12 protein-coding genes, 1 tRNA gene and 1 pseudogene are annotated in these 15,752 nt (G+C 56.6%); all 14 read right to left on the bottom strand.

The window, feature by feature from the left end; translation table 11 throughout:
* Window positions 1-181, bottom strand: a 181-nt coding sequence (locus IB266_RS30355) for a GTP-binding protein (RefSeq protein ID WP_232201729.1), incomplete at its 3' end; no start/stop codon positions are given.
* A gap of 31 nt (window positions 182-212) precedes the next feature.
* Window positions 213-2,318, bottom strand: a complete 2,106-nt coding sequence (gene fusA / locus IB266_RS30350; RefSeq protein WP_060740393.1) for an elongation factor G — start codon at window positions 2,316-2,318, stop codon at window positions 213-215.
* A gap of 30 nt (window positions 2,319-2,348) precedes the next feature.
* Window positions 2,349-2,819 carry a 30S ribosomal protein S7 gene (rpsG, locus tag IB266_RS30345; RefSeq protein ID WP_003186074.1) on the bottom strand — a complete coding sequence of 157 codons (471 nt, stop codon included), beginning with the start codon at window positions 2,817-2,819 and terminating at the stop codon, window positions 2,349-2,351.
* Window positions 2,820-2,921: 102 nt separating this feature from the next.
* Entirely contained in the window at window positions 2,922-3,293 is a 372-nt protein-coding gene (rpsL, locus tag IB266_RS30340) for a 30S ribosomal protein S12 (RefSeq protein ID WP_003186084.1), read from the bottom strand.
* A gap of 216 nt (window positions 3,294-3,509) precedes the next feature.
* Window positions 3,510-7,709: a DNA-directed RNA polymerase subunit beta' gene (gene rpoC / locus IB266_RS30335; protein WP_047230482.1), complete on the bottom strand. Its 4,200-nt coding sequence runs from the start codon at window positions 7,707-7,709 to the stop codon at window positions 3,510-3,512.
* Between the two features lie 64 nt (window positions 7,710-7,773).
* Complete coding sequence (gene rpoB / locus IB266_RS30330) at window positions 7,774-11,847, bottom strand: DNA-directed RNA polymerase subunit beta (RefSeq protein WP_060740392.1); 4,074 nt, start codon at window positions 11,845-11,847, stop codon at window positions 7,774-7,776.
* Window positions 11,848-12,067: 220 nt separating this feature from the next.
* The gene (gene rplL, locus IB266_RS30325) at window positions 12,068-12,433 is read right to left on the bottom strand and encodes a 50S ribosomal protein L7/L12 (RefSeq protein WP_027617682.1); all 366 of its coding nucleotides are present in this window, start codon (window positions 12,431-12,433) and stop codon (window positions 12,068-12,070) included.
* 78 nt (window positions 12,434-12,511) lie between these two features.
* Window positions 12,512-13,012: a 50S ribosomal protein L10 gene (gene rplJ, locus IB266_RS30320; RefSeq protein WP_060740391.1), complete on the bottom strand. Its 501-nt coding sequence runs from the start codon at window positions 13,010-13,012 to the stop codon at window positions 12,512-12,514.
* Window positions 13,013-13,210: 198 nt separating this feature from the next.
* A complete protein-coding gene (gene rplA / locus IB266_RS30315) occupies window positions 13,211-13,906 on the bottom strand; it encodes a 50S ribosomal protein L1 (protein ID WP_003186095.1) in 696 nt (231 codons plus the stop codon).
* Window positions 13,906-14,337 carry a 50S ribosomal protein L11 gene (gene rplK, locus IB266_RS30310; protein WP_003176435.1) on the bottom strand — a complete coding sequence of 144 codons (432 nt, stop codon included), beginning with the start codon at window positions 14,335-14,337 and terminating at the stop codon, window positions 13,906-13,908. Before rplK ends, rplA begins: the two co-directional genes overlap by 1 nt.
* A gap of 117 nt (window positions 14,338-14,454) precedes the next feature.
* Window positions 14,455-14,988 carry a transcription termination/antitermination protein NusG gene (nusG, locus tag IB266_RS30305; RefSeq protein WP_003186097.1) on the bottom strand — a complete coding sequence of 178 codons (534 nt, stop codon included), beginning with the start codon at window positions 14,986-14,988 and terminating at the stop codon, window positions 14,455-14,457.
* Between the two features lie 9 nt (window positions 14,989-14,997).
* Window positions 14,998-15,366: a preprotein translocase subunit SecE gene (gene secE, locus IB266_RS30300; protein WP_003206102.1), complete on the bottom strand. Its 369-nt coding sequence runs from the start codon at window positions 15,364-15,366 to the stop codon at window positions 14,998-15,000.
* Window positions 15,367-15,411: 45 nt separating this feature from the next.
* Window positions 15,412-15,487 (bottom strand) — tRNA-Trp (locus tag IB266_RS30295).
* A gap of 53 nt (window positions 15,488-15,540) precedes the next feature.
* Window positions 15,541-15,752, bottom strand: a pseudogene (locus IB266_RS30290) (elongation factor Tu); the annotation flags it as partial.

Genomic DNA, 15,752 nt, shown 5'->3' with positions numbered 1-15,752 from the left:
TACCGCGAGCTTTCTCTTCCGGGGCGCTGTCGATCTTGTCGAAGTCAACCTTGGCCGAACCGAAAACTTCGGAGCAGACACGGGTCAGAGCAGCGGTCAGCGTGGTTTTACCGTGGTCAACGTGACCGATGGTGCCAACGTTGACGTGCGGTTTGTTCCGTTCAAATTTTTCTTTAGCCACGACAATTAACTCCTAGCTTAAAGGGGCTGAATCAGCCTTGCTTTTTGGTAACAGTCTCGACGATATGCGACGGAGCTGTATTGTATTTTTTGAATTCCATAGAGTAGCTTGCGCGACCCTGAGACATGGAACGAACGTCGGTTGCGTAACCGAACATCTCGCCCAACGGCACCTCGGCACGAATCACTTTGCCGGAAACCGTATCTTCCATACCCAGAATCATGCCACGACGACGGTTAAGGTCGCCCATGACATCACCCATGTAGTCTTCAGGCGTAACGACTTCCACCGCCATGATCGGCTCAAGCAACTCACCGCCACCCTTCTGGGCCAGCTGCTTGGTTGCCATGGAGGCAGCCACCTTAAACGCCATCTCGTTGGAGTCGACGTCATGGTAAGAACCATCAAACACAGTCGCCTTCAGGCCGATCAGCGGATAGCCGGCGACAACGCCGTTCTTCATCTGCTCTTCGATACCCTTCTGGATCGCCGGGATGTATTCCTTAGGAACCACACCACCTACGACTTCGTTCAGGAATTGCAGACCTTCCTGACCTTCGTCAGCCGGTGCAAAACGGATCCAGCAGTGACCGAACTGGCCACGACCGCCGGACTGGCGAACGAACTTGCCTTCGATTTCACAGCTCTTCGTGATGCGCTCACGATAGGAAACCTGAGGCTTACCGATGTTGGCTTCGACGTTGAACTCACGGCGCATCCGGTCAACCAGGATGTCCAGGTGCAACTCGCCCATGCCGGAGATGATCGTTTGACCAGTCTCTTCATCAGTCTTGACGCGGAAAGACGGGTCTTCCTGAGCAAGCTTGCCCAGAGCGATACCCATTTTTTCCTGGTCGTCCTTGGTCTTAGGCTCAACGGCAACCGAAATAACCGGCTCCGGGAAGTCCATGCGAACCAGGATGATTGGCTTGTCAGCGTTGCACAAAGTTTCACCGGTGGTGACGTCCTTCATGCCGATCAAGGCCGCGATGTCGCCAGCGCGCACTTCCTTGATTTCTTCACGGGCGTTTGCGTGCATCTGCACCATACGACCCACACGCTCTTTCTTGCCTTTTACCGAGTTGATCACGCCGTCGCCGGAGGCCAACACGCCCGAGTAAACTCGAACAAAGGTCAAGGTACCCACGAATGGGTCGGTAGCGATCTTGAACGCCAAAGCCGCGAACGGCTCGTCGTCACTTGCGTGACGCTCCATTTCCTCTTCCTCGTTATCCGGGTTGGAACCCTTGATAGCAGGAATGTCGGTTGGAGCAGGCAGGAAGTCGATAACGGCGTCGAGAACCAGGGGAACACCCTTGTTCTTGAAGGAAGAACCGCAAACAGCCAGAACGATCTCACCAGCGATAGTACGCTGACGCAGAGCGGCCTTGATTTCCTCGTTGGTGAGCTCTTCACCTTCGAGGTACTTGTTCATCAGCTCTTCGCTGGCTTCGGCCGCAGCCTCAACCATGTTGCTGCGCCATTGCTCGGCTTCTTCCAACAGTTCGGCAGGAATATCCTTGCGAACAGGGACCATGCCCTTGTCGGAATCGTTCCAGTAGACAGCTTGCATGTTGATCAGATCGATCTGACCCTGGAAGTTGTCTTCGGAACCGATAGCCAGCTGGATCGGCACCGGAGTGTGACCCAGGCGCTGCTTGATCTGAGCGATCACGCGCAGGAAGTTGGCACCAGCACGGTCCATCTTGTTTACGTAAACAAGACGTGGAACGCCGTATTTGTTGGCCTGACGCCATACGGTTTCCGACTGAGGCTCAACACCCGAAGTACCACAGAACACAACGACAGCGCCGTCGAGTACGCGCAGGGAACGTTCAACTTCGATGGTGAAGTCTACGTGGCCCGGGGTATCGATAACGTTGAAGCGGTGCTCGTGCGGGTACTGCTTCTCGGAACCTTTCCAGAAGGCGGTGATAGCAGCAGAAGTAATGGTAATACCACGCTCCTGCTCCTGCACCATCCAGTCTGTGGTCGCGGCGCCGTCATGCACCTCGCCCATTTTGTGACTCTTGCCGGTGTAAAAAAGGACGCGCTCGGTGGTGGTGGTTTTACCAGCATCCACGTGAGCAACGATACCGATGTTACGGTAGCGGTTAATCGGTGTAGTACGAGCCATAAAGCCCTCGCAAATTGAGTGACGCTAAAATTAGAAGCGGTAGTGCGAGAAAGCCTTGTTGGCTTCAGCCATACGGTGCACGTCTTCACGCTTCTTAACTGCAGCACCTTTACCTTCAGCAGCGTCCAACAGTTCACCAGCCAAACGCAGAGCCATGGACTTCTCGCCGCGCTTGCGGGCGAAGTCTACCAGCCAGCGCATTGCCAGGGCGTTACGACGGGACGGACGAACTTCGACCGGAACCTGGTAAGTAGCACCGCCTACACGGCGCGACTTCACTTCGACCAGCGGAGCGATGGCGTCGAGAGCTTTCTCGAAGATTTCCAGGGGATCGCTGTTCTTGCGTTCCTTAACTTTGTCCAGTGCGCCATAAACGATACGCTCGGCAACGGCTTTCTTGCCGCTTTCCATTACGTGGTTCATGAACTTGGCGAGAATCTGGCTTCCGTATTTCGGATCGTCCAGAATCTCACGTTTGGCTGCTACGCGACGTCTTGGCATTGATAAGCCCTCAAACGGTCTTCAGGTTAGCCCGGGACAGCGGATGCGTGCCCGACCTTACTCTTATCGACTCAATAAAATTAAAAACTGCTAAACGGCCGATTATTTCGGACGCTTGGTACCGTACTTCGAACGACCTTGGTTACGACCTTTAACGCCGGAAGTATCCAAAGAGCCGCGAACGGTGTGGTAACGAACACCTGGCAAGTCTTTTACACGACCGCCGCGGATCAGGACCACGCTGTGTTCTTGCAGGTTGTGGCCTTCACCGCCGATGTACGAGGAAACCTCGAAACCGTTGGTCAGACGCACACGGCATACTTTACGCAGTGCCGAGTTAGGTTTTTTCGGCGTGGTGGTATACACACGGGTGCATACGCCACGACGTTGCGGGCAGTTCTGCAGCGCAGGCACGTCGGATTTCTCGACGATACGCTTACGCGGCTGACGTACCAGCTGGTTGATAGTTGCCATCTACTAGCTCCACTGTTGTCTTGCGACGCTATTGTCTTACAAGAAAAGCAAAATGGCAGGAACGAATTCCCGCCAAATTTAGGGGATCAAGAGTCTAAAGAGGATCTTGTCCCCAGTCAAGGCAAGGCCCCGACCTCCCCGCCCGCCGGATCTCGACAATTTGTCTCGATCCGCCGAACGGGGCGACCAGGGCCTGGCACTCAATTACCGCAGAACTCAGTTACCACTCGAGTTCAGTGCTTCGGTCAGTGCAGCTTCCACTTCACTGGCGCTTACGCGCAACGGCTTGTCGGCATCACGGCGACGCTTGCGCTCGCTGTGATAGGCCAAACCGGTACCGGCCGGGATCAGACGACCCACGACCACGTTTTCTTTCAGGCCGCGCAGGTAATCGCGCTTGCCGGTTACCGCCGCTTCGGTCAGTACACGGGTGGTTTCCTGGAAGGAAGCCGCCGAGATGAACGATTCGGTGGACAACGACGCCTTGGTGATACCCAGCAGCACGCGAGTGAACTTGGAGACAAACTTGTCTTCGGTCGCCAGGCGCTCGTTTTCCACCAGCACGTGAGTCAGTTCCATCTGGTCGCCCTTGATGAAACTCGAGTCGCCGGATTCAGCGATCTCGACCTTACGCAGCATCTGACGCAGGATGGTCTCGATGTGCTTGTCGTTGATCTTCACGCCTTGCAGACGGTAAACGTCCTGGATCTCGTTCACGATGTACTTGGCCAGCGCACTCACACCCAGCAGACGCAGGATGTCGTGTGGATCGCTCGGGCCGTCCGAGATAACTTCGCCGCGGTTTACCTGTTCGCCTTCGAAGACGTTCAGGTGACGCCACTTCGGAATCAGCTCTTCGTACGGATCGCTACCGTCGTTCGGTGTAATGACCAGGCGGCGCTTGCCCTTGGTCTCTTTACCGAACGCGATGGTGCCGCTGACTTCAGCCAGAATCGAGGCTTCTTTCGGACGACGGGCTTCGAACAAGTCGGCAACACGCGGCAGACCACCGGTGATGTCGCGGGTTTTCGAAGTTTCCTGCGGGATACGGGCGATAACATCACCGATCGCGATCCGCGCACCGTCCGCTACACCGACCAGGGCGTTGGCTGGCAGGAAGTACTGAGCGATTACGTCAGTGCCTGGCAGCAACAGATCCTTGCCGTTGTCGTCGACCATCTTCACAGCCGGACGGATGTCCTTGCCGGCAGCTGGACGATCTTTCGCGTCGAGTACTTCAATGTTGGTCATACCGGTCAATTCGTCGGTCTGACGCTTGATCGTGATGCCTTCTTCCATGCCCACGTAGGTCACGGTACCTTTCATCTCGGTCACGATCGGGTGGGTGTGCGGGTCCCACTTGGCCACGATGGCGCCAGCGTCGACCTTGTCACCTTCCTTGACCGAAATCACAGCACCGTAAGGCAGCTTGTAGCGCTCGCGCTCGCGACCGAAGTCGTCAGCGATGGCCAGCTCACCGGAACGGGATACAGCCACCAGGTGACCGTCCACGCGCTCTACGTGCTTGAGGTTGTGCAGACGGACAGTACCGCCATTCTTCACCTGGACGCTGTCGGCAGCGGAGGTCCGGCTTGCCGCACCACCGATGTGGAACGTACGCATCGTCAGCTGGGTACCCGGCTCACCGATGGACTGGGCAGCGATAACGCCGACCGCTTCACCGATGTTCACCTGGTGACCACGTGCCAGGTCGCGACCGTAGCACTTGGCGCAGATGCCATAGCGGGTTTCGCAGCTGATCGGCGAACGTACGATCACTTCGTCGATGCTGTTGAGTTCGATGAACTCGACCCACTTCTCGTCAACCAGGGTGCCGGCAGGAACGATCACGTCCTCGGTACCCGGCTTGAATACGTCACGGGCGATGACACGACCCAGTACGCGTTCACCCAACGGCTCTACAACGTCACCGCCTTCAATGTGCGGCGTCATGACCAGGCCATGTTCGGTGCCGCAATCGATCTCGGTCACGACCAGATCCTGGGCAACGTCTACCAGACGACGAGTCAGGTAACCGGAGTTCGCGGTTTTCAACGCGGTATCCGCAAGACCCTTACGAGCACCGTGAGTGGAGATGAAGTACTGGAGTACGCTCAAGCCTTCACGGAAGTTCGCGGTAATCGGGGTCTCGATGATGGAGCCGTCCGGCTTGGCCATCAGGCCACGCATACCGGCGAGCTGACGGATCTGCGCAGCAGAACCCCGTGCGCCCGAGTCGGCCATCATGTACATCGAGTTGAACGATTCCTGGTCGACTTCGTTGCCATGACGGTCGATGACTTTCTCTTTCGAGAGGTTGGCCATCATCGCCTTGGAGACTTCGTCGTTCGCCTTGGACCAGAGGTCGATCACCTTGTTGTACTTCTCGCCCTGGGTTACCAGGCCGGAGGCGTACTGGCTTTCGATCTCTTTCACTTCTTCGGTGGCAGCACCGATGATGCGGGCTTTTTCATCCGGGATAACGAAGTCGTTAACGCCGATGGAAACGCCGGAAATGGTCGAATAGGCAAAACCGGTGTACATCAACTGGTCAGCGAAGATCACGGTCTCTTTCAGACCAACCACGCGGTAGCACTGGTTGATCAGCTTGGAGATCGCCTTCTTCTTCATCGGCAGGTTGACGACGTCGAAGGACAGGCCTTTTGGCACAACCTGGAACAACAGCGCACGGCCGACGGTGGTGTCGACGATACGGGTGTTGGTCACGCTGCCGCCATCACGGTCGTTCACGGTTTCGTTGATCCGCACCTTGACCTTGGCATGCAGTGCGGCTTCGCCGGCACGGAACACACGGTCAACTTCCTGCAGATCCGCGAACACACGACCTTCGCCCTTGGCGTTGATCGCTTCACGAGTCATGTAGTACAGACCCAATACAACGTCCTGCGACGGAACGATGATTGGCTCACCGTTGGCTGGCGACAGGATGTTGTTGGTCGACATCATCAACGCGCGCGCTTCGAGCTGGGCTTCCAGCGTCAGCGGCACGTGCACGGCCATTTGGTCGCCGTCGAAGTCGGCGTTGTACGCAGCACAGACCAGCGGGTGCAGCTGGATAGCCTTACCTTCGATCAGTACCGGTTCAAACGCCTGGATACCCAGACGGTGAAGGGTCGGTGCACGGTTGAGCAATACTGGGTGTTCGCGAATCACTTCGGCGAGAACGTCCCAGACCTCTGGCAGCTCGCGCTCGACCATTTTCTTGGCCGCTTTGATGGTGGTCGCCAGACCACGCATTTCCAGCTTGCCGAAAATGAACGGTTTGAACAGCTCCAGGGCCATTTTCTTAGGCAGACCGCACTGGTGCAGACGCAGGGTCGGGCCTACGGTAATAACCGAACGACCGGAGTAGTCAACACGCTTACCGAGCAAGTTCTGACGGAAACGACCCTGCTTACCCTTGATCATGTCAGCCAGGGATTTCAGAGGACGCTTGTTGGAACCGGTGATAGCGCGGCCACGACGACCGTTGTCGAGCAATGCGTCGACCGCTTCCTGCAACATCCGCTTTTCGTTACGCACGATGATGTCCGGAGCGGACAGATCGAGCAGGCGCTTCAAGCGGTTGTTACGGTTGATCACTCGACGATACAGATCGTTGAGGTCGGAAGTCGCGAAGCGACCGCCATCGAGCGGAACCAGTGGACGCAGGTCTGGCGGCAGTACCGGCAGAACGGTCAGCACCATCCACTCTGGCAGGTTGCCGGAACCCTGGAAGGCTTCCATCAACTTCAGACGCTTGGACAGCTTCTTGATCTTGGTTTCGGAGTTGGTTTGCGGAATTTCTTCGCGCAGGCGGCCAATCTCGTGTTCCAGGTCGATAGCGTGCAGCAGTTCGCGGACAGCTTCGGCACCCATGCGGGCATCGAAATCGTCGCCGAATTCTTCCAGCGCTTCGAAGTACTGCTCGTCGTTCAGCAGCTGACCTTTTTCAAGGGTGGTCATGCCTGGATCGATAACGACGTAGCTCTCGAAGTAGAGAACACGTTCGATATCACGCAGGGTCATGTCCATCAGCAGGCCGATACGGGACGGCAGCGATTTCAGGAACCAGATGTGGGCAACCGGCGAGGCCAGCTCGATGTGCGCCATGCGCTCACGACGAACTTTTGCCAGCGCAACTTCAACGCCGCACTTCTCGCAGATCACACCACGGTGCTTCAAGCGCTTGTACTTACCGCACAGGCACTCGTAATCCTTTACCGGGCCAAAGATCTTGGCGCAGAACAGGCCGTCACGCTCAGGTTTGAACGTACGGTAGTTGATGGTTTCCGGCTTTTTAACTTCACCGAACGACCACGAACGGATCATCTCAGGCGAGGCCAATCCAATACGGATGGCGTCGAACTCTTCGACTTGACCCTGGTTTTTCAGCAAATTCAGTAGGTCTTTCAAGGCCTTTCCTCCTGGCGGAGCAGAGAGCGGGCAAAACAGCCCCGCTCTCGATTCGCGTCACGTGTTATTCGGTTTCCAGATCGATATCGATGCCGAGGGAACGAATTTCCTTGATCAACACGTTGAAAGACTCGGGCATGCCCGGCTCCATACGGTGATCGCCGTCCACGATGTTTTTGTACATCTTGGTCCGGCCGTTCACATCGTCCGACTTCACTGTGAGCATTTCTTGCAGAGTGTATGCAGCACCGTACGCTTCCAGTGCCCAGACCTCCATCTCCCCGAAACGCTGACCACCGAACTGCGCCTTACCACCCAGCGGCTGCTGGGTAACCAGGCTGTAAGAACCGGTAGAACGAGCGTGCATCTTGTCGTCTACCAAGTGGTTCAGCTTCAGCATGTACATGTAGCCAACGGTAACCGGGCGCTCGAACTTGTTGCCGGTACGGCCGTCGAACAGCTGCATCTGGCCGCTTTCCGGCAGGTCTGCCAGTTTCAGCATGGCCTTGATTTCGCTTTCCTTGGCACCGTCGAACACCGGAGTAGCCATTGGAACGCCGCCGCGCAGGTTCTTCGCCAGGTCCAGGATTTCCTGGTCGGAGAAGGTGTCCAGCTCTTCGTTGCGTCCGCCGATCTCGTTGTAGATCTCGTGCAGGAACTTACGCAGGTCAGCAACCTTGCGCTGCTCTTCGATCATCCGGTTGATCTTCTCGCCCAAGCCCTTGGCCGCGAGGCCCAGGTGGGTTTCAAGGATCTGACCAACGTTCATACGCGAAGGTACGCCCAACGGGTTGAGGACCACATCGACCGGGGTGCCATTGGCATCGTGCGGCATGTCTTCAACCGGCATGATCACGGAGACCACACCCTTGTTACCGTGACGACCGGCCATCTTGTCGCCCGGCTGGATGCGACGACGGATTGCCAGGTAAACCTTGACGATTTTCAGCACGCCTGGAGCCAGGTCATCGCCTTGCTGCAGTTTGCGCTTCTTGTCTTCGAACTTGTCGTCCAGCAGACGGCGGCGATCAACGATATAGGCCTGGGCCTTCTCGAGCTGCTCGTTCAGAGCATCTTCAGCCATGCGCAGCTTGAACCACTGGCCATGCTCAAGACCGTCGAGGACTTCGTCGGTGATTTCCTGACCTTTCTTCAGGCCGGCGCCGCCTTCGGCTTTGTGGCCGACCAGGGCGGAACGCAGACGTTCGAAAGTTGCGCCTTCGACGATACGGAACTCTTCGTTCAGGTCCTTGCGGATCTCGTCGAGCTGAGTCTTCTCGATGGACAGTGCACGAGCATCACGCTCCACGCCGTCGCGAGTGAAGACCTGTACGTCGATGACGGTACCTTTGGTGCCGGTAGGCACGCGCAGGGAGGTGTCTTTAACGTCGCTGGCTTTTTCACCGAAGATGGCACGCAGCAGTTTTTCTTCCGGAGTCAGCTGGGTCTCGCCTTTCGGAGTGACCTTGCCCACCAGGATGTCGCCTGCGCCGACTTCGGCACCTACATAAACGATACCGGCTTCGTCCAGCTTGTTCAGTGCGGCTTCACCCACGTTCGGGATGTCCGCAGTGATTTCCTCTGGGCCAAGCTTGGTGTCACGGGCCACACAGGTCAGTTCCTGGATGTGGATCGTGGTGAAGCGGTCTTCCTGAACTACACGCTCGGACAGGCAGATGGAGTCTTCGAAGTTGAAGCCGTTCCATGCCATGAACGCGATGCGCATGTTCTGACCCAACGCCAGTTCACCCATATCGGTGGACGGACCATCGGCCATGATGTCGCTGCGCTGGACCCGATCACCCTTGCTTACCAGCGGACGCTGGTTGATGCAGGTGTTCTGGTTGGAGCGGGTGTATTTGGTCAGGTTGTAGATGTCGACACCGGCTTCGCCAGTTTCAACTTCGTCATCGGCAACACGAACCACGATACGGCTGGCGTCGACGGAATCGATCACGCCACCACGACGAGCCACGACGCAAACGCCGGAGTCACGGGCAACGTTACGCTCCATGCCGGTACCCACCAGCGGCTTGTCGGCACGCAGCGTTGGTACAGCTTGACGCTGCATGTTCGAACCCATCAACGCACGGTTGGCGTCGTCGTGCTCGAGGAACGGGATCAGCGACGCTGCAACCGACACTACCTGCTTCGGCGATACGTCCATCAAGGTGACGTCTTCCGGCGCCTTGACGGTGAACTCGTTCAGGTGACGAACAGCTACCAGCTCGTCGACCAGGACCTTCTTGTCGTTCATCGTGGCCGAAGCCTGGGCGATCACGTGATCGGCTTCTTCGATGGCGGACAGGAACACGATCTCGTCGGTAACCAGGGCGTCTTTCACCACGCGGTACGGGCTCTCGAGGAAGCCGTACTGGTTGGTGCGCGCATAGGCCGCCAGGGAGTTGATCAGACCGATGTTCGGACCTTCCGGCGTTTCGATCGGGCAGACACGACCGTAGTGCGTCGGGTGTACGTCTCGAACTTCGAAGCCTGCACGCTCACGGGTCAGACCGCCTGGGCCGAGTGCGGAGACACGACGCTTGTGGGTGATCTCGGACAGCGGGTTGTTCTGGTCCATGAACTGGGACAGCTGGCTCGAACCGAAGAACTCCTTCACCGCCGCAGCCACAGGCTTGGCGTTGATCAGGTCTTGCGGCATCAGGCCTTCGCTTTCAGCCATCGACAGACGTTCCTTGACCGCACGCTCTACGCGCACCAGGCCAACACGGAACTGGTTCTCGGCCATCTCGCCTACACAGCGAACACGACGGTTACCCAGGTGGTCGATGTCATCGACGATGCCTTTGCCGTTACGGATGTCGACGAGGGTCTTGAGGACCGCAACGATGTCATCCTTGTTCAGCACGCCCGAACCTTCGATCTCGGTACGACCGATACGACGGTTGAACTTCATCCGGCCGACCGCAGACAGGTCATAGCGCTCAGGGCTGAAGAACAGGTTGTTGAACAGGGTCTCGGCTGCATCCTTGGTTGGCGGCTCGCCAGGACGCATCATGCGATAGATCTCGACCAAGGCTTCCAGTTGGTTGCCGGTGGAGTCGATCTTCAGCGTGTCGGAGATGAACGGACCGCAGTCGATGTCGTTGGTGTACAGGGTTTCGATACGAACGACCTGGGCCTTGGCGATTTTCGCCAGGATCTCGGTGGTCAGCTCGGTATTGCACTCTGCAAGGATTTCGCCGGTGGCCGGATGCACGATGACCTTGGCCGTGGTGCGACCCAGGACGTAGTCGATCGGTACCTGCAGCTCTTTGATCCCGGCTTTTTCCAGCTGGTTGATGTGGCGAGCGGTGATACGACGGCCCTGCTCGACAATAACCTTGCCTTTGTCATCCTGGATATCGAGGACAGCGATTTCACCGCGCAGGCGCTGAGGCACCAGTTCCAGGCTGAGGTTTTCACCTTGCACGTGGAAGACGTTGGTGGTGTAGAACGCGTCCAGCACTTCTTCGGTGGTATAGCCGAGCGCGCGCAGCAGTACCGATGCAGGCAGCTTGCGACGACGGTCGATACGCACGAATACGCAGTCTTTCGGGTCGAACTCGAAGTCCAGCCACGAACCGCGGTAAGGAATGATGCGCGCGGAGTAAAGCAGTTTGCCGGAGCTGTGCGTCTTGCCACGGTCGTGGTCGAAGAACACGCCCGGGGAACGGTGCAGCTGGGAAACGATTACACGCTCGGTACCGTTGATTACGAAGGTACCGTTTTCAGTCATCAGGGGGATTTCACCCATGTAGACTTCTTGCTCTTTGATGTCCTTGATCGCTTTGTTCGACGATTCTTTGTCGAAAATGATCAGGCGCACTTTTACCCGCAAAGGTACGGCGTAAGTAACACCGCGCAATACGCATTCTTTGACATCAAATGCCGGTTCGCCCAGGCGATAACCGACGTACTCCAGCGCAGCATTGCCGGAGTAGCTGATGATCGGGAAAACGGATTTGAAGGCCGCATGCAGGCCCACGTCGCGGAACTGATCTTTAGTCGCTCCCGCTTGCAAGAATTCACGATACGAATCCAGCTGGATGGCCAGGAGGTACGGCACATCCATGACGTCCGGCAACTTGCTAAAGTCCTTGCGGATACGTTTTTTCTCAGTATATGAGTAAGCCATCAGCGTTCCCCAGCTTGGTCACCTGCTTGTTTGGCCCCTCCCGACGGGAGCAGCCAGAAAATCGTGCAAACCCCATGGTTTGCGCCACCACATCGGGTGGTTACAGCTCGCTATCGGCGCCGACCCAGTCGGCTGCCAATAACGGAAAAAGGCCGGTGGCAAGAGCCACCAGCCATCAGCCTGTCGCTTAACGCTCGGGCTGGAGACGCAAAGTCGATGCTTACTTCAGCTCGACTTTAGCGCCTGCTTCTTCCAGAGCGGCCTTGGCTTTGTCAGCTGCGTCTTTGGCAACAGCTTCCAGAACCATGGCAGGAGCGCCGTCAACTACAGCCTTGGCTTCTTTCAGGCCCAGACCGGTCAGTTCACGTACTGCCTTGATCACGTTTACTTTCTTCTCGCCAGCTTCGGTCAGCATGACGTTGAATTCGGTTTGCTCTTCAACAACGGCGGCAGCAGCAGCTGGACCGGCGGAAGCAGCGGCAGCGGAAACGCCGAATTTTTCTTCGAAAGCTTTGATCAGCTCAACAACCTGCAGAACCGACATTTCAGCTACGGCGTTGAGGATATCGTCTTGGGAGATAGACATTGCTGTATTTCCTGAATTGGGGGACGGCCTACGCGGCCATCGAAATAAACAAAAATACGCGAGAGAAAATGCTCAGCCTTAGGCTGCGGCAGCTTCTTTTTGCTCGCGAACTGCAGCCAGAGTACGAGCCAGCTTGCTGGTAGCGCCTTGAATCACGCTCATCAGCTGCGAAATGGCTTCGTCGCGGGTCGGCAGTGTTGCCAGTACGTCGATTTGGTTAGCTGCGAGGAACTTGCCCTCGAACGCAGCTGCCTTGATCTCGAACTTATCCTGACTCTTGGCGAATTCCTTGAACAAACGGGCAGCAGCGCCTGGATGATCCTTGGAGAACGCGATCAGAGTCGGGCCAGTGAACACGTCGTTGAGGACACTGTATTCAGTGCCAGCAACGGCGCGCTTGAGCAGGGTGTTACGTACAACACGTACGTATACGCCAGCTTCACGAGCCTCTTTACGGAGTCCGGTCATAGCGCCTACCGTCACACCGCGGGCATCAGCCACAACAGCGGACAGAGCGACTTTGGCAGCCTCGTTGACTTCAGCGACGATGGCCTTCTTGTCTTCGAGATTAATTGCCACGGGTTTAACTCCTGCTTGTTACCGTTTCATTCGGTCGAAACCGAATGTCGTTTTGGTGTCTGATTCGGTAAGGAACCGGGAGCACCATCTGCGTAGGCTTGTGGTTTAAGACTTGCGTCGCCTACGGTCTTGGACAGCCCCCGCCAGGCAGGGACCCCAATTTTTTGATTGGCGCGATTGCTCGCGCCAACCCGAGTCTTACGCGTCGAGCGAGCTCTGGTCGATGACCAGACCTGGGCCCATAGTGGTGCTCAGGGTAACGCGCTTGACGTAGATGCCTTTCGAAGAAGCTGGCTTGATACGCTTCAGATCAGCGATCAGGGCTTCAACGTTTTCCTTCAGCTTGACGGCGTCGAAGCCGATCTTGCCAACGGAAGTGTGGATGATGCCGTTTTTGTCGGTGCGATAACGAACCTGACCAGCCTTGGCGTTTTTAACCGCGGTGGCTACGTCTGGCGTTACGGTGCCGACTTTAGGGTTAGGCATCAGACCACGTGGACCGAGGATCTGACCCAACTGGCCTACAACGCGCATGGCATCCGGAGATGCGATCACTACGTCATAGTTCAGGTCGCCGCCTTTCATTTCGGCAGCCAGATCGTCCATGCCGACGCGATCAGCGCCAGCAGCCAGAGCAGCTTCAGCTGCTGGGCCCTGGGTGAAGACAGCTACACGAACGGTCTTGCCAGTGCCGTGTGGCAGCACGGTAGCGCTACGAACGACCTGGTCGGATTTACGTGGGTCAACGCCCAGGTTCACAGCAACGTCGAACGACTCGCTGAACTTGACAGTCGACAGCTCAGCCAGCAGAGCGGCGGCGTCTACAAAGTTGTAGGCCTTGCCTGCTTCGATTTTGCCGGCGATAGCCTTTTGACGCTTGGTCAGCTTAGCCATTACACACCCTCCACGTTAAGGCCCATGCTACGAGCAGAACCGGCGATAGTACGCACGGCTGCATCCATATCAGCTGCAGTCAGATCCGCGTTTTTGGTTTTCGCGATTTCTTCCAGCTGAGCACGGGTAACGGTGCCAACCTTAACGGTGTTTGGACGAGCGGAACCGCTGGTCAAACCTGCAGCCTTCTTCAGCAGAACCGAAGCCGGGGTGCTTTTTGTTTCGAAGGTGAAGCTACGGTCGCTGTAGACAGTGATGATCACTGGAGTCGGCAGACCTGGCTCAAGACCCTGAGTACGGGCGTTGAAGGCCTTGCAGAATTCCATGATGTTCACGCCGTGCTGACCCAGTGCAGGACCAACAGGTGGGCTTGGGTTAGCCTGAGCGGCCTTCACTTGCAGCTTGATGTAAGCGGTAATTTTCTTGGCCATGAGGCACTCCAATTACGGGTTCGAACGCCTCGAAAGGCTCCCCGGTTACTTGCGCGTTTATCCCAGTGACGACAAAACCCCACAGCCTTGGGCTGCGGGGTTGGGATGCCTGTTCAATCAGACCTTTTCGACCTGGCTGAACTCTAGCTCTACCGGAGTAGAGCGACCGAAAATGAGCACTGCCACTTGGATCCGGCTCTTTTCGTAGTTAACTTCTTCAACCGTGCCATTGAAGTCAGCGAATGGACCGTCGGTGACACGTACAACCTCACCTGGCTCAAACAACGTCTTCGGCTTCGGCTTGTCGCTACCATCAGCGACGCGACGCAGAATCGCTTCTGCCTCTTTATCCGTGATCGGCGCAGGCTTGTCGGCAGTACCGCCGATGAAACCCATCACCCGAGGGGTATCCTTGACCAAGTGCCAAGTCCCTTCGTTCATATCCATCTGTACCAGCACGTAGCCCGGAAAGAACTTGCGTTCACTTTTGCGCTTCTGGCCATTACGCATTTCAACCACTTCTTCAGTGGGGACCAGAATTTCGCCAAAGCCGTCTTCCATGCCAGCCAGCTTTACGCGCTCTACCAGCGAGCGCATGACATGCTTCTCGTAACCCGAGTAAGCATGCACAACGTACCAACGCTTAGCCACGGGACACCCTTAGCCAACAATCAAGGAAACAAGCCAGCCGAGCAGGGAATCGAGCCCCCACAACAGCAACGCCATTACCAGAACAACAGCCACAACGATCAACGTGGTCTGCGTGGTTTCTTGGCGAGTCGGCCATACGACTTTACGAATCTCGGTGCGAGCTTCCTTAGCGAGTACAAAGAAAGACTTGCCCTTGGCCGTCTGCAAGCCTACAAAGGCAGCAACAGCAGCAATGGCGAGCAATGCAAGTACACGGTACAGGATCGGCGAAGCAGAATAATACTGATTGCCAACAACGCCAATAACCACCAAAGCGACTACCACTAGCCACTTGAGCAGATCGAAGCGAGAGCCTTGAGCTTCAGCTTTAGGAGTCATCTATGAAGATCCTGTGAAAAGAAAGCCAGACACACCGAGTGAATCTGGCAGGTCAGGAGGGAATCGAACCCCCAACCTACGGTTTTGGAGACCGTCGCTCTGCCAATTGAGCTACTGACCTAAAACAAAATCAGGCCGACCATTATGCCGGCCCGAAAAAGACATTACAACTGTTTACTCGATGACTTTAGCTACGACGCCGGCGCCGACGGTACGACCGCCTTCACGGATAGCGAAACGCAGACCGTCTTCCATCGCGATGGTCTTGATCAGGGTAACAGTCATCTGAATGTTGTCACCTGGCATTACCATTTCAACGCCTTCTGGCAGCTCGCAGTTACCAGTCACGTCAGTTGTACGGAAGTAGAACTGTGGACGGTAGCCTT

This window comes from Pseudomonas sp. Pdm06 (assembly GCF_014851795.1).
Classification (GTDB): domain Bacteria; phylum Pseudomonadota; class Gammaproteobacteria; order Pseudomonadales; family Pseudomonadaceae; genus Aquipseudomonas; species Aquipseudomonas fluorescens_AA.
Note: the sequence above shows the minus strand (reverse complement) of the source record. Positions and strands in the feature narration are given on the sequence as shown.

Excerpts from the sequence above, each read along its gene's own strand:
- fusA (WP_060740393.1), bottom strand. The coding sequence starts at position 2,318 with ATGGCTCGTACTACACCGATTAACCGCTACCGTAACATCGGTATCGTT.
- rpsG (WP_003186074.1), bottom strand. The coding sequence starts at position 2,819 with ATGCCAAGACGTCGCGTAGCAGCCAAACGTGAGATTCTGGACGATCCG.
- rpsL (WP_003186084.1), bottom strand. The coding sequence starts at position 3,293 with ATGGCAACTATCAACCAGCTGGTACGTCAGCCGCGTAAGCGTATCGTC.
- rpoB (WP_060740392.1), bottom strand. The coding sequence starts at position 11,847 with ATGGCTTACTCATATACTGAGAAAAAACGTATCCGCAAGGACTTTAGC.
- rplL (WP_027617682.1), bottom strand. The coding sequence starts at position 12,433 with ATGTCTATCTCCCAAGACGATATCCTCAACGCCGTAGCTGAAATGTCG.
- rplA (WP_003186095.1), bottom strand. The coding sequence starts at position 13,906 with ATGGCTAAGCTGACCAAGCGTCAAAAGGCTATCGCCGGCAAAATCGAA.
- rplK (WP_003176435.1), bottom strand. The coding sequence starts at position 14,337 with ATGGCCAAGAAAATTACCGCTTACATCAAGCTGCAAGTGAAGGCCGCT.
- secE (WP_003206102.1), bottom strand. The coding sequence starts at position 15,366 with ATGACTCCTAAAGCTGAAGCTCAAGGCTCTCGCTTCGATCTGCTCAAG.